Here is a 14,311-nt window from a genome sequence, read left to right as displayed (position 1 = left end):
CCCGCGTCGCCGGCAAATTGACAGCCAACCGGCCATTGGCTACATTAACTGCGCTGAAACGCCGCCCTGGCGTTTTTCACTGCCCGAGGCCTGTATGTTGGAGATTGTAACCACCCGATAGTCGCTTCCTTGCCGCATGGCGAGGGACTCTGACGTATCCGACGCGCGTTTGCGCGGGGATGCGCGTATCTGGGGTTATTACAGGATCTCCCAACATGAACATTTCCAAAGCGGAACAACGCGTGCTGCACGTGTTGGCCAAAGGCGGCTATATCGCCTTCACCCGCAACGACGCCGGTCGCGTCACCCACGTTGAATGCTACACCCGCGAAGGGCTCGGCCTGGCCGACTGCTCGCTGGCCGTTTTCACCAAGCTCAAAACCAAACGCCTGATCCTCTCTCGCCAGGGGCGCCCTTATCGCGTCACCTTCGCCGGGCTCAAGGCCGTGCGGGCGCAGCTGGATAACCGTTAATCATCGATACCGGCCGGGCAGGCAGCCCGGTCGGCACAGCCTTATTTAATCAGGATACAACCATGAACATCACGTTACGCCACGAAACGCCGGCCGACGTCGGCGCCATCGCCGCCCTGACCGCCGCCGCATTCTTGCATGCCGAGCACAGCAGCCACACCGAGCAGTTTATCGTCAATGCGCTGCGCGCGGCGGGAGCCCTCACCCTGTCGCTGGTCGCCGAACGCAATGGCATACCGATCGGGCACGCGTCCGTCTCGCCGGTCGCACTCAGCAACGGCGCCGCCGGGTGGTACGGGCTGGCGCCGGTGTCGGTGCTGCCGGCCTGTCAGAACCTGGGGATCGGCAGCCGGCTGATCCGCCAGTTGCTGGCCGAGCTGCAGGAACGCGGCGCCGCAGGCTGCGTAGTGCTGGGCGATCCGAACTATTACGGCCGCTTCGGCTTCCAGGCGCAGTGCGCGCTGACCCTGCCGGGCGTGCCGCAAGACTACTTCCGCGCCGTCGCCTTCCAGGGCGCGCTGCCGTGCGCGGAGGTCACCTTCCACAACGCGTTTAACGCCGAAGCCTAACCCTGTTGCCGGCGCCGTCATGGCGCCGGTTTTCAGTCCCGTTCGCCATAACGCAAGACGGTCATCCCTTCCTCTTCCGCCGGGGGAACAAAATACTGCGCCAGATGCTCAAACTCCGCCTCACTCAGTGTAAACGGGTGCTCGCCGCGCGCATTTCTCAGCGTTATCCGGTTCAGGCACTGCGCATGGCTGACGTCGAGAAAGTGCAGGCAGTGCACGACGCCGGCCTCCTCCGCCAAGGCTTTGGCCCAGCGCCGCCTGTCCGGCGTATTCATCGGGAAATCGAGCGCCACGGACCAACCGCCGCGCAACAGCTGAACGAGGTGCCCGCCCAGCGCTCGTCGCAACCGGTCGGAACAGCGCGCGTAGTCTTGCAGGCTGGCCATCTCCTGTTCATACAGCGTCGCCAGCCACGCATCTTCGCTCAGCAACAGCGTTTGCGGTTGCTGGGCCAAACGCTGCGCCAGCGTCGATTTGCCTGCGCCGGCCTTGCCGCACATCAGGTGTAAAACTGCAGGGTAGGTTTTCATGACGTTCTCCGGTCGTTGCCGGAAGGGGATAAAAAAACCCGCCTGCCGGCGGGTTTTTATTGGCGACACACGCGCTATCCCACCCTCTGGAGAAGGGTGATAATAATTTTCACGAATGGGCGGTAGGATTTTTTCATAGCTAATGAATATGACAACCGTGCAGCGTTGTCAATTCGCTTCCGACACAGGCTTGCCATTGGCGTGATAACAACGGCTATCCTGTGGCGCCTGCTCGCGGCTCTCCAGCCCGTAGTCCCGCACCACTTCCGCCACCCGCAGCCGATACTGCGCCAACACCTCGCCACGGCCGCGCGCCTGCGCCGCCCGGTGCTGTTCGAGATTGCGCCACTGTTGCACCGCCGCTTCGTCGCGCCAAAAAGAGAGCGACAGCAGGCGCGCAGGATCGGCCAGGCTTTGAAAGCGCTCGATGGAAATGAATCCGTCGATCTGCGCCAGCAGCGGCTTCAGCTCCGCCGCCAGCGCCAGATAGGTATCGCGCTGCCCATCGGCGGCCTGCAGTTCAAAAATCACGGCGATCATTATCTTCTCCTCTCAACGGTAAAATTCCGGTACGCGCGCAGAGTAAGAATGGCGCCACTGCACCGGTTTCAACGCCCGCTCATCAATATCCAGCGAATACGGCCGCACAGCAGCAAAGTGCGATGACCACAGGCTAGCAATGGACGCACAGCCATACTTCGTCTAACCTCGAAGTATGCATAACATCGAGATAGAAGATCGTTTAGCGGCGCTGAGCGCCGCCATCGCCGACCGCACCCGGGCGCGCATGCTGTGCCTGTTGATGGACGGGCGCGCCTACACCGCCACCGAGCTCAGTGCGGCGGTCGAGGTCGCCCCGTCCACCGCCAGCGCGCATCTGGCGAAACTGCTGGAACAGCAGTTGATTGCCTGCGTCAAACAGGGGCGCTATCGCTATTTCCGGCTGGCCGGGCAACCGGTGGCCGCAGCGCTGGAAGGCCTGATGGCGCTGGCGGGCGTGCCGCGCCCGTCGGTGAAAAGCCGCACGCCCACCTCGCTGCAATATGCTCGCACCTGTTACGACCATATGGCGGGCGAGGTGGCGGTGAAGCTGCACGATCGGCTGCATGCGCTGAACTGGCTGACCGGCGAAGCAGACTACCGGTTAAGCGACGCCGGGCAGGCCGCGCTGGCGCGGCTGGGCGTCGATTGCTCCCCCGCCCCCACCCGCCGCCGCTTCGCCTGCGGCTGCCTGGACTGGAGCGAACGCCGCTCTCACCTCGGCGGCGCGCTGGGCGCCGCGCTGTTAGCCGCCTTTATCCAACGCGGCTGGATCCTTCGCCGGCTCGACAGCCGCGAGCTGCAGCTGACCCCCGCCGGTAAAAAAGCGCTGGCCGCACATTTTGACCTCACGGTGTAACCCGGCGACAGGGTAGTTTTACTGCAATACTCTAGGGGTACGCTTAAGCGACCCCGCCAACCCGAGGAGTTTCCATGCTCGATTCCACCCAATTCCCGATCGTCAAACGCTGGCCGGCTCAGCATCCAGAACGGCTGCAGCTCTACTCTCTGCCGACGCCGAACGGCGTCAAAGTCTCCATCATGCTGGAGGAGATCGGCCTGCCTTATGAAGCGCACCTGATCGACATCGGCAACAACGAAACCTGGACGCCGGAATTCCTGGCGCTGAACCCGAACGGCAAGATCCCGGCGATCATCGATCCCGACGGCCCCGGCGGCCGGCCGCTGCCGCTGTTCGAATCCGGCGCCATTCTGCTCTACCTGGCGGAAAAGAGCGGCCGTTTCCTGCCGCAGGACCCGGCGCAGCGTTACGAAACCATTCAATGGGTGTTCTTCCAGATGGCCGCCGTCGGCCCGATGTTCGGCCAGCTCGGTTTCTTCCATAAATTCGCCGGGCGCGAATATGAAGACAAGCGGCCGCTGGAGCGCTACAAAAACGAATCGAAACGCCTGCTCGGCGTGCTGGAAACACGCCTTGAAGGCCGCGACTGGATCATGGGCGCGGAGTACACCATCGCCGATATCTCGCTGCTGGGTTGGGTGCGCAACCTGATCGGCTTCTATGAGGCGCGCGAACTGGTGGAGTTCGACAGTTTCCCTCGCGTCGCGCAGTGGCTGGAGCGCGGTCTGGCGCGCCCGGCGGTGCAGCGTGGGCTCGCTATCCCGGCGCGTGCGGCCTGATCGTCAAACGGGATGGCCGCCGGGCCGTCCCGCCTTCCGCTGTCATAAAATTGTCATCCCTCTGCTCTACTCTCCTTTCGTAACAATTTGATGTTATTTACATTGTTGTATTACGACAAGGAGCTTACCCCATGCAACCTGCTGTATCCCTGATCGCCGGCGCCGTACTGTCCGCCCTGCTCTGTTCCTCCGCCATCGCGGCGGAAACCTCGGCCAATGCCGATGGCCTGACCGATCGCGCCGCACGCGGCAACCTCGTCGAACCGGGCGGCGCCCGCCGTCTGGCCGGCGATCAGACCACCGCGCTAAAGGCGTCGCTGTCGGACAAAACGGCGAAAAACGTGATCCTGCTGATCGGCGACGGCATGGGGGATTCCGAGATCACCGCCGCGCGCAACTACGCCGAAGGCGCAGGCGGTTACTTCAAGGGCATCGACGCCCTGCCGCTGACCGGACAATACACCCATTACTCGCTGGACAGGAAAACCCACAAGCCGGACTACGTGACCGACTCCGCCGCCTCCGCCACCGCCTGGGCCACCGGGGTGAAAACCTATAACGGCGCGCTCGGCGTGGACGTGAACGGCAAGGATCAACCGACGCTGCTGGAGATCGCCAAGGCGGCCGGCAAGGCCACCGGCAACGTCTCCACCGCCGAGTTGCAAGACGCCACGCCGGCAGCGCTGGTCTCCCACGTCATCTCACGCAAGTGCTATGGCCCGGAGGAAACCAGCGAGAAATGCGCCGCTAACGCGCTGGAAAACGGCGGTCGCGGCTCCATCACCGAACAACTGCTGAAAACCCGCGCCGACGTCACGCTGGGCGGCGGCGCGAAATCGTTCAACCAGCTGGCGAAAAGCGGCGAATGGCAAGGAAAATCGCTGAAGGACCAGGCGGCGGCGCAGGGTTATCAGTGGGTGAGCAACACCGACGAACTGCAGGCCGTTACCCTCGCCAACCAGCAAAAACCGCTGCTGGGGCTGTTTGCCGACGGCAATATGCCGGTGCGTTGGCTGGGGCCGAAAGCCAGCTACCACGGCAACCTCGACAAACCGGCAGTGACCTGCGAAAACAACCCGGCGCGCACCGCCGCCACGCCAACGCTGGCGGCGATGACCGAAAAAGCGATCGCGCTGCTGAAAGACAACCCGAACGGCTTCTTCCTGCAGGTCGAGGGCGCGTCGATCGATAAGCAGGATCACGCCGCCAACCCGTGCGGGCAGATTGGCGAAACCGTCGATCTGGACGAAGCGGTACAAAAAGCGCTGGCCTTCGCCCGCGCCGACGGCAACACGCTGGTGATCGTCACCGCCGACCACGCGCACGCCAGCCAGATCGTCTCCGCCGACGCCAAAGCACCGGGCCTGACCCAAAAGCTGACCACCAAGGACGGCGCGCCGATGACCCTCAGCTACGGCAACTCGGAAGAGGAATCTCAGGGACACACCGGCACCCAGCTGCGCGTCGCGGCCTACGGCCCGCACGCCGCCAACGTAGTGGGCCTGACCGATCAGACCGATCTGTTCTTCACCATGCGCGATGCGATGGGTATCAAGTGACCGCCCCCTGAACGATGGCCGCCCGCAACGGCGGCCATTTATTATTGGTTACCGCTAGGTATTTGCAATTTAACCGCAATTATTGTGTGATAACGAAATAACGTCTAATTACGCGGCAATTAAACCATGGAAATAACGCGGTTATATTGTCTTTCGCCCCTCTCTGTTTATTCCTGCGACAGCAACCGGCCGTTTTTTGCTTATATTCATTTTTTTTAGTTACAAAAGTAGTTTTTAACATTCTCGCAAACAATAATACCCCGCCAGTAACGTGAACCGATCAATTTGCATCCGGACGGCCTGCAATAGTTCACTTTTCGTTAAATACCCTATTAACAAAAAGGCATTATTGCTGCCTATCGGCTTTCGCCGGGCGGTCGGCTTCATTATTTCCAGGGTAACTCCCGCTAAATTCTTTCACCTGCAATGAGTAGAATTTACACACAAGAGATTTAATTCAATGAGAAAATTACTCGTCCTGATTTTCAGTCTCAGCCTGTTTGGCGTTATGCAACAGGCGGCGGCTGAAGAGAAGAATAAAACCGTCGACGTGGTTCTGATCGGCGGCGGCATCATGAGCGCCACCTTGGGTACCTATCTGCATGAGCTGGAGCCGACCTGGACCATCGACATGTACGAGCGCATGAACGGCGTAGCGGAAGAGAGTTCCAACGGCTGGAACAACGCCGGTACCGGGCACTCCGCCTTCAGCGAAATGAACTACACGCCGGAAAAAGCCGATGGCACCATCGACATCAGCAAGGCGGTGAAGGTCAACGAGTCTTTCGAAATCTCTCGCCAGTTCTGGTCTTATCAGGTGAAAAACAATGTCCTGAAAGATCCGAAATCTTTCATTAACAGCGTGCCGCACATGAGCTTCGTATGGGGCGACGACAACGTCAACTTCCTGCGTAAACGCTATGCAGCGCTGCAGCACAGCACCCTGTTCCGCGGCATGGAATACTCCGAAGATCCTGCGCAGATCAAGCAGTGGGCGCCACTGGTGATGAACGGCCGCGATCCGGCGCAGAAAATCGCCGCGACCCGCATGCCGCTGGGTACCGACGTTAACTTCGGCGTGATCACCCACCAGCTGGTTGACGCGCTGAGCGCCAGCGACAAGTTCAAGCTGAACCTGAGCCACGAAGTGCGCGACATCAAGCGCAACGCCGACCAGACCTGGAGCGTGACCGTTGCCGATCTGAACCGCGACGGCAAAGAAACCACCGTTAACGCCAAGTTCGTGTTCATCGGCGCAGGCGGCGCGTCTCTGACCCTGCTGCAGAAATCCGGCATCCCAGAAGCCGACGGCTACGGCGGCTTCCCGGTCGGCGGCCAGTTCCTGGTCACCACCAACCCGGAGATCGCCAACCAGCACCTGGCCAAAGTGTATGGCCTGGCCAGCGTAGGTTCACCGCCGATGTCCGTGCCGCACCTGGATACCCGCATGCTGGACGGCAAGCGCGTGCTGCTGTTCGGGCCGTTCGCCACCTTCTCCAGCAAGTTCCTGAAGAACGGTTCGCTGTTCGATCTGATGCACTCGCTGAGCACCTCGAACCTGATGCCGATGACCCACGTCGGTCTGGATAACTTCGATCTGGTGAAATACCTGGTCGGCCAGCTGATGATGAACGACGACGATCGCTTCGCCGCGCTGAAAGAGTACTTCCCGGACGCCAAGCAGGAAGACTGGAAGCTGTGGACCGCAGGCCAACGCGTGCAGATCATCAAGAAAGACGCGGATAAAGGCGGCGTGCTGCAGTTCGGCACCGAAGTCGTCAGTTCTGAAGACGGCAGCATCGCCGCTCTGCTGGGCGCTTCGCCGGGCGCTTCTACCGCTGCGCCAATCATGCTGCATCTGATGGAAACCGTGTTCAAAGACAAAGTGGCGACGCCGGAATGGCAGAGCAAGCTGAAAGAGATCATCCCGTCTTACGGCCACAAGCTGAACGGCGATATCGAGATGACCAACAAGATCCGCGGTTACACCAGCAGCGTGCTGGGTCTGAACTACATTGAAGTGAAACCGGAAACTAACTGATTCCCCGTGGTTTCCTGCTGACAAGGCCGCTTTATGCGGCCTTTTTTCTATACCCCTGCCGCTCAAAGAGCATTTTTGGCCACCTATTTACCCCCGGTTTACCCTTGCGTAACGGCGTAGTCACGCCTATTATCAAAGTATATTCTTGGATAATTAAGCTAAGTCACTGTGACCTGAATGTCGTTTTTGCGGGAGAACTAAAACCATGGATCGCGTCAATATCATTCACGATTTACTAGACTGGATTGAAACTCATCTGGACCAACCGCTGCTGCTGGATAACGTCGCCGCCAAGTCAGGCTACTCCAAATGGCACCTGCAGCGCATGTTCCGCAGCACCACCGGCCACGCACTCGGCAGCTATATCCGCGAGCGGCGCCTGTCGCAGGCGGCGCAGGCGCTGCGCTCCACCCCACGCCCGATCCTGGATATCGCCCTGCAATACCACTTCGATTCTCAGCCGTCGTTCTCGCGCGCCTTCAAGAAACAGTTCGGCAAGACCCCGGCGGTGTATCGCCGCACCACCCGCTGGGACGTCGCGGAGTGGCCGGCGCAGCCGGCGCAGACGCAGACTGAGCAACACCGCGACGCCCCCGCCTTACCGCACTGGTTTGCCGGCAAACTGCCGGAAGGCGTATGCACCAGCTGGATGGGGCTGCGTTAATCCTCATGGTAAAGGCACAAAAAAGGGTTCAGTTCGCGAGAACTGAACCCTTTCTTTATTATTGACGAGACACCGAATTATTTGAAGGTGACGTCGACGTTGGCAGTGGCGTTGAACACCCCGGTCTTCGGCGTATTGGTCAACCACTTCAGGTTCGCGATAAAGGTCTCTTTCACTTCGTTCTGCTTATCCTGCAGCACACCGCCGAAATCCACGTTGGTTTGCAGTGGGATCGGTTTTTTACTGGTGTCGCGCTGCTGCGTCAGGAAGATCGCCACGCCCGGTTGGGTGGTTGGCAGGATCTGCGTATTATCATTCGGATCCGCGTTGGTACTGCTGAAACTGGCCTGCAGAGATTGACCGGCACATTCGCCGCCGCTCAAGGTAGCCTTGATATCGAACGGCACCTGCTTGGCGATGGTGCCGGTTTTGGCGCTGGAGCTGGTTAGCACGCCGAAATCGACGCTGGCGCCGTTGTTGGCCAATACGGTGATCTGCGGGTTGCACTGGATCACGCGGATCTTGTCCAGCCCCTTGATGTAGGCGTTAAAGTTACTGTCTTTGGTGGCGTTCAGCCCCAACTCACCATCGATCTGGAATAGCGAAGCACGCGCCAGCGGCGGGAAGTTACCCGCAGGCGGTTTTACCCCGGTGGCTTTGATATACACCGAATAGGTGGCAGTCACCGCCTGAGGATCGGCTTTTCTTCTGTTACTACCCGGTTTGGTACCCGGCCCCAAATCAGGGCCCGTCGGCCGGTTGGAACTTTGCTTCAGGTTGATCGCATCATAATCACGCCCGTTGATCGAAACCCCGATTTCCAACGACTTATCCAGGGCGCCAAAGGAGTTCTGCGGGTTCCAATAGATATAAGCGTTCTCACCGCGCGGGTAGTTATCGGTATCCCAACAGGTAAAGGTCGAGGTAAAGTTCTGCGAACGCCAAATCAGGTTGCCTTTGACGAAGTCGCTGGCGGCAAGCACGATCGGGCGGCCGACGTCAATATCCTGCGTCACGCTGCCGGTTGGTCTGCTACTGCCGGTCGAGTTGCCGAAGCGGCATTGCATCGCCGCCGCCTGTTGCGCCATCGCCAACCCCGCCAGCCCCACCACCGACAGAAGTGTATTACGTGCTAATTTGCTCAAGTTCATGGTGTACCTTACAGTTTTTGGCATTGCAGGGTCAGTTCCTGATATCCCATGGCCGCTTGTTTGTCGCCCACGTCCGCCGGAATCGGCAGCACGCATTGCTGATCGGCTTTCGGGCCCCATTTGATCGTCAGTTTCTCACCCGCTTTCACGCCGGAAACATAGGTTGCGCCTTCCAGGCCCAAGGTGCCGCTGTTGCGGCCGGACTCGTTGAACACGCCGGCGCCGATGGCCGGATAACCGTTGTCACCCAGACGAGCGTGAATCAGCAGGCTGACGCCCTTGAAGGTATCGAAGCTCACCTTCACCACCGATTTCTCGGTCGGCACCACTTGCTTACTGGCCACCGGCACATCCAGCCCCGGGCCGAAATCTTCGGTGCGCAGCGCCACATAGTTGTAGCGGTACGGGTTGGCCGACGGCACCACCGCGTAACCGAAGCGGTCGATGGTCACGCCCGGCTGGTTTTCCAGACGCACGCCTTTGGCGTCTTTCGCCTCCACCAGCAAAATAGTGTTCTGCAACGGCTGAGTCAGGGTCGCGCCGCCGGAGTGCACCAGCAGACCACCGGAAAGGCCCAGCCCTTCCTGGCGGTATTTCGAACTGTAGGCATAGCTACCGTCGATGTTACCGATGCTGCTGCTGTAGCCCAGGTTCAGGTTGCTGCTCTGACCGGAGGACTGCGTATGCCCGGTGGAAACCGAGTAATTCATGCGACGGTCATCCAGCATGGTGCCGCTGATGCCGGTCGAGTAGCTGTCGCCGCTCTGTTTGCTGTGCGCCGCGCTGAAGTTGGCGGTGGTCGAGTTGTTGCTCTGGCCCCAATCCAACGGGATCGACATCGTGAAGTTCACGCTGCGATCGGAATAGCCGTACTGGCCGCGCGTATCCTGCAGATACACGCCGTAGGAAATACGTTTGAAGCCGTCGTTGTAACCCAGTTGAATCGTGCGATCGTTACCGGACACGCCCCAGTAGTTCTGGTGGCTGACGTTGGCGTACAGGCTCGCGCCCGCCCACAGCTGCTGGCTGAGCGACAGCTCGACGCGTTCGCGCTTGTTGCCGTAGCGCGCGGTGTATCGGGTGCGTTTCTGGTTGTTGCTCCAGGAAGGCTGGCCCGGCTGCAGATCGTTCGGATCCCAGTAATCATTGGCATAAATGCCGTTGCGCCAGCTGTTGCGTTCCTGGACCGCATCGCTGAGATCATAGTAACCGGACGTCGCATAGCGATAGCCCGCCAACTGGAAGTTGGTGCCCATCTGGTTGAGCGACTTGGAGTACAGGAAACGGAAGCTCTGTCCCTGTTTGCGATCGCCGTTTGCCAGCTCGGTATCGGAGATCGAACCGTCTACGGAGATGGCGCCCCATGAGCCCAGACTCTTACCGATACCCACGGCAGCGGAACGGTAGTGCTCGGCGATGATGGCGCCACCGAACGGCGTCAGGCCATAGTTCATGCCATATGCCGCCGTGCCCTGAATCAGTTTCGGCTGATAGCCGCCGTTACCGTTGTGGTATTTACCGGCGGTCAGCTGGAAGTTCCAAATACCTTCGCGCAGCATGTTGGCCACGGAGGAGTAGGCGACGCTGAACGTTTTATGCGAACCGTCGGCCTCGTTCACGGTCACCTGCAGGTCACCGTTATTGGTATGCGGATAGACGTCGTGGATCTCGAACGGACCCGGCGCGACGTTGGTGCTATAGATGACGTAACCGTTCTGGCGGATCTCGACGCGGGCGTTGGTCGCCGCCACGCCGCGCACTACCGGCGCATAACCGCGCAGGCTGTCCGGCAGCATGTCGTCAACGCTAGAGAGTTGTACCCCGCGGAACTGGAAGCTGTTGAACACGCTGTTGTTGGTGCTCGCCTGCCCCATCACCAAACGGCTGCGCCATGGCACGATGTCGGTCTCGGCCCAGGAAGAGACGTTGGTCCAGTTGCTGCTGCTGCCACTCTGTTTGTCCCAGGTGGAGTTGTTGCGCAGGCGCCATCTGCCCAGGTTGAGGCCACTGTTCAACGCGAGGAACATGTACTCGCTGTCGTCGGCGTCATCTTTGCGATAGCTGTTCTTGTTGTAGTTGAAGTTATAGTTGGCGAACAGCGCGTTGATGCCTTCATCGTACATGCTTGGCGGGATCGCGCCAATGGCGCTCAGATCCATCATGGTCTGCGGTACGGAGATGTTGATCTGCTGCACCGCCGCGTCATAGCTGACGGTGGCGTCTTTAACCAACGCAGGCAGATCAACGCAGCTGCCGGCCTGCAGCGTTTCCGGCAGTTTGATGCCGTAGTTGCGCAGGTCTTCAACTTTCAGGCAAGGTTGAGACGCGGTCTGGCCTTTAACCTGACGAAAAGTAACATCTTTGTGATCGACCTGAGTCAGGTTGACGTAGATGTCGAATGGGTAAACGCCCGGTTGCAAAGCATCGCCCTGAGCGACCGCTTCCGCGTTACTCAGGTTTTCATCGCCGTGAATAAACGACATGTTAAACTCTGCCAGCGCCGTTTCACTCCATAACATCGGCGCGCTGGCGGCAATGATTGCAATACGGATCAGCTGCGTCAGCCGCGTCGTTCCGCCTGCTACTTTTCGTTGATTTGCCATTCCCTGTCTCTCTTATTGTACTGGAACGTCCTTGACTTCCGTTCTACCGCCAAAATCGTTGATATAACTGAAAGCAATCTTGTTGCCGACGCTGACGCCCGCCGGGATGTTGATCGATAAGCGATCTTTCGGGCTCACCATGTTGGCGTCCACATCCACGGTCTTGCCCGCGCTGTTTTTCAAATGCAGCGCCCCAAAGGTAATATGCAGCGGGCCATCGTTAATCACTTGCAGGCGTGAACCTTCACGCTGCCAACGCAAGTTTTGTACTTGCTCGTCCAGCGTCGTTTTCAACGCCACCGGCCGGTAAAAAAGTTTGATTCGGGTACGCACCGCAACCTGCAGCACGTTTTCTTGCTTCGGCGCCGGTGGAATTTCCTGCACGTTAATCCACAGCAGGGTTTCTTTATCCTGAGGTAAGCCATTACCGGAATAGATAAAGCGCAAAACCGCGGTTTTGGCAGCGTCCAATTTCAGAATCGGTGGAACGACAACGACAGGCAGATTTTTCGGCACTTGGTTTCTATCGCCGGTGTCCAGCCAGGTCTGCACCATATAAGCTTCTGAAGCATCGTTATGAATGGGCAGAGAGGCGGATTTGTCATCGCCTTTATAGATCACGCGAGTGGCATCTACCTGGATACCGGCGTAGCTGTTAAAGGTGCCCAGCATCAGCAGAGCAGCAAAGAACTTTTTCATCGGTTTCCTCTATGGGCCATCCTTGGCCGTATGTGTCCTGAAAGACGATTATTTGTATTCGATAGTGAACGGGCTGGTGGCGTTAGCCAGACCTGCAGTTACGTTGCTATCGAATGAACGGTAACGAGCCTGCAGGTTGAAGGTCGCTTTACCGTCAGCAGCGATGGTGACTTTCGCTACGTCGTCGTTGATGTTGGAACCGTCGCCGATAGCGAATGGCTTGCCGTTGTTATCGGTGATTTCGATACCCACGCCGGTAGCTGCAGCGCCGGTGCCGCCAACGTTGCTTACGGACAGCAGGTCTGGGTTGCCGGCAACGGTGTTACCGTCGAAGCGCAGGCTGTAATCGCCGGCATCACATTTTTCCAGAGAGATCTGGAAAGCTTTAGAAGCGGATTTAGAACCCACAGTTGGGAAAGCAGAAGTTGGGTAAGTACCCAGGTAAACTTCTTTATTTTGAGTATCGCTAGTTACCTGGCAGGTAGACTGTTTGATTTCACCGGTGAATTTAACAGTGCCGTTTGCTGCCATTGCGTTGGAAGCAGTTGCAGACAATACCAGGGCAGCCAAAGGCAATAATACTTTTTTCATTTCCAGCTCCATAGAACAATAAAATAATCGATTCAGTGGCGGGCTTATATATATATTGCCGCCACTGAGCATACACTCAGCGATAGCACTCCCTTGCTGAAAAGGAGCGTTGCCTCGATGAACTCATTGCCGGACGAAATATAGACTAAGCATATTCTTAATGTTAAATCGTTTAAAACATTCATAAGCCCCCTCTTGATAGGAATAAACTATCGGCGGATACCTATCGATCGATGTTGACGATTCATATGAATAGGAATAATCTGTGTTTGGGAAAGCTGCAGAGTTCAACATTTTGCGTTAAGGCCTGAAAATCAGAATATTATCCCGAATATTTACATTTAGTAACAGATTGCGACGTTTGGACTTTGGCACAAATTCCGCGTTAAATGGTCTGTCGACACGTTTCGGCCATCCTGACGCTTTAAATAAGAAATTTACCAAAAAACACGGAGTAACTTTCTTTTTAATCATTTAAAATCAACAAGTTAAATATCAATCCAAGGATTGGGAAATGAGCGGTTCTTTCAGAGAGAAAAATAACGGCATTAATTATGTTTTCCAGCCAATGTTCGCGAAATCGGGACAATTGCTGGCCGTTGAATGCCTGTCTCGCTTTACGTTTAATAGCGAATATGCCCATTTTTCTCCTGAACAGTTCTTTCGCCATGCCGACAGCGCTACCCGGATTGAGATTTTGATGGATCAGATCAATCTGATCGATAAATACAAACACTGGTTTCATGAAAACCAAGTGATAGCCACTTTGAATGTTGACGATTATTCCCTGCAATCGCTGGCGAATACTCACTTTGCCGAAAGAATTAATGCCCTGCGCTGTATTCATTTTGAGATCAGCGAGAATTCAACCCGGCTGGTGAAAGATCGCGTGCACGGCGATCCGTCATTGAATAGTTATTCATTTTGGCTCGATGATTTTGGTTCTGGCTATGCGGGTTTTTCCGCGTTGTACAACAGCCAGTTCCGCTTCGTTAAGCTCGATCGTTTTCTGCTTTGGGACTTTATGAAAAAGTCCGGCGGCGAGGGCTTGATGCGCGCGTTACTGCGCTTCTTTTACCTTAATCATTACAAGGTAATTATCGAAGGAGTTGAAACTCCCGAACACAAGAAATGGCTGGATGAAATGCCATATTACGCACTGCAGGGAAAGCTGTGGAAGGAATCCAGCATCAAGGATTTGAACTCGCTTCTTACAGCTGAATACTTTTAACTCGGTATTGGTGTTTGCC

The 14,311-nt window shown here is 57.5% G+C and carries 14 protein-coding genes; 8 read left to right on the top strand and 6 right to left on the bottom strand.

What is annotated here, in order from left to right; genetic code table 11:
- Window positions 1-215: 215 nt before the first annotated feature.
- Window positions 216-473, top strand: a complete 258-nt coding sequence (locus H7A77_RS04425) for a YjhX family toxin (protein WP_004939031.1) — start codon at window positions 216-218, stop codon at window positions 471-473.
- 62 nt (window positions 474-535) lie between these two features.
- Entirely contained in the window at window positions 536-1,042 is a 507-nt protein-coding gene (locus tag H7A77_RS04420) for a GNAT family N-acetyltransferase (RefSeq protein WP_182073867.1), read from the top strand.
- Window positions 1,043-1,074: 32 nt separating this feature from the next.
- Here H7A77_RS04420 and H7A77_RS04415 read toward each other — a convergent pair whose 3' ends face one another.
- On the bottom strand, window positions 1,075-1,572 hold the full coding sequence (locus H7A77_RS04415; RefSeq protein WP_033650581.1) for an ATP-binding protein: 498 nt from the start codon (window positions 1,570-1,572) through the stop codon (window positions 1,075-1,077).
- Between the two features lie 168 nt (window positions 1,573-1,740).
- Complete coding sequence (locus H7A77_RS04410; protein WP_149542603.1) at window positions 1,741-2,112, bottom strand: antibiotic biosynthesis monooxygenase; 372 nt, start codon at window positions 2,110-2,112, stop codon at window positions 1,741-1,743.
- Between the two features lie 175 nt (window positions 2,113-2,287).
- Here H7A77_RS04410 and H7A77_RS04405 point away from each other — a divergent pair, with 175 nt between their 5' ends.
- From H7A77_RS04405 to H7A77_RS04385, 5 genes are all read left to right on the top strand, one after another.
- The gene (locus H7A77_RS04405; protein WP_117187710.1) at window positions 2,288-2,971 is read left to right on the top strand and encodes a helix-turn-helix transcriptional regulator; all 684 of its coding nucleotides are present in this window, start codon (window positions 2,288-2,290) and stop codon (window positions 2,969-2,971) included.
- A gap of 74 nt (window positions 2,972-3,045) precedes the next feature.
- Window positions 3,046-3,753 carry a glutathione S-transferase N-terminal domain-containing protein gene (locus H7A77_RS04400; RefSeq protein WP_033642416.1) on the top strand — a complete coding sequence of 236 codons (708 nt, stop codon included), beginning with the start codon at window positions 3,046-3,048 and terminating at the stop codon, window positions 3,751-3,753.
- A 131-nt stretch (window positions 3,754-3,884) separates the two neighbouring features.
- Complete coding sequence (phoA, locus tag H7A77_RS04395) at window positions 3,885-5,312, top strand: alkaline phosphatase (protein ID WP_047025020.1); 1,428 nt, start codon at window positions 3,885-3,887, stop codon at window positions 5,310-5,312.
- Between the two features lie 460 nt (window positions 5,313-5,772).
- Window positions 5,773-7,353 carry a malate:quinone oxidoreductase gene (locus H7A77_RS04390; protein WP_072628043.1) on the top strand — a complete coding sequence of 527 codons (1,581 nt, stop codon included), beginning with the start codon at window positions 5,773-5,775 and terminating at the stop codon, window positions 7,351-7,353.
- A gap of 205 nt (window positions 7,354-7,558) precedes the next feature.
- Window positions 7,559-8,017, top strand: coding sequence for a helix-turn-helix domain-containing protein (locus tag H7A77_RS04385; RefSeq protein WP_033642413.1), 459 nt, complete (start codon window positions 7,559-7,561; stop codon window positions 8,015-8,017).
- Window positions 8,018-8,094: 77 nt separating this feature from the next.
- Here H7A77_RS04385 and H7A77_RS04380 read toward each other — a convergent pair whose 3' ends face one another.
- The 4 genes from H7A77_RS04380 to H7A77_RS04365 are packed head-to-tail and all read right to left on the bottom strand — an operon-like array spanning window position 8,095 to window position 13,061.
- Entirely contained in the window at window positions 8,095-9,162 is a 1,068-nt protein-coding gene (locus H7A77_RS04380; RefSeq protein WP_042785668.1) for a fimbrial protein, read from the bottom strand.
- Between the two features lie 14 nt (window positions 9,163-9,176).
- Window positions 9,177-11,771: a fimbria/pilus outer membrane usher protein gene (locus H7A77_RS04375; RefSeq protein WP_182073866.1), complete on the bottom strand. Its 2,595-nt coding sequence runs from the start codon at window positions 11,769-11,771 to the stop codon at window positions 9,177-9,179.
- Window positions 11,772-11,783: 12 nt separating this feature from the next.
- Entirely contained in the window at window positions 11,784-12,470 is a 687-nt protein-coding gene (locus tag H7A77_RS04370) for a molecular chaperone (protein WP_033650575.1), read from the bottom strand.
- Between the two features lie 48 nt (window positions 12,471-12,518).
- The gene (locus H7A77_RS04365; RefSeq protein WP_033647475.1) at window positions 12,519-13,061 is read right to left on the bottom strand and encodes a fimbrial protein; all 543 of its coding nucleotides are present in this window, start codon (window positions 13,059-13,061) and stop codon (window positions 12,519-12,521) included.
- A gap of 514 nt (window positions 13,062-13,575) precedes the next feature.
- On the opposite strand from H7A77_RS04365, the gene H7A77_RS04360 reads away from it, so the two are divergent.
- A complete protein-coding gene (locus tag H7A77_RS04360; protein ID WP_016928483.1) occupies window positions 13,576-14,292 on the top strand; it encodes an EAL domain-containing protein in 717 nt (238 codons plus the stop codon).
- Window positions 14,293-14,311: the final 19 nt, after the last annotated feature.

It is taken from the genome of Serratia sp. ME47, assembly GCF_903970925.1.
In the GTDB taxonomy this organism is placed as follows: Bacteria; Pseudomonadota; Gammaproteobacteria; order Enterobacterales; family Enterobacteriaceae; genus Serratia; species Serratia ureilytica.
Note: the sequence above shows the minus strand (reverse complement) of the source record. Positions and strands in the feature narration are given on the sequence as shown.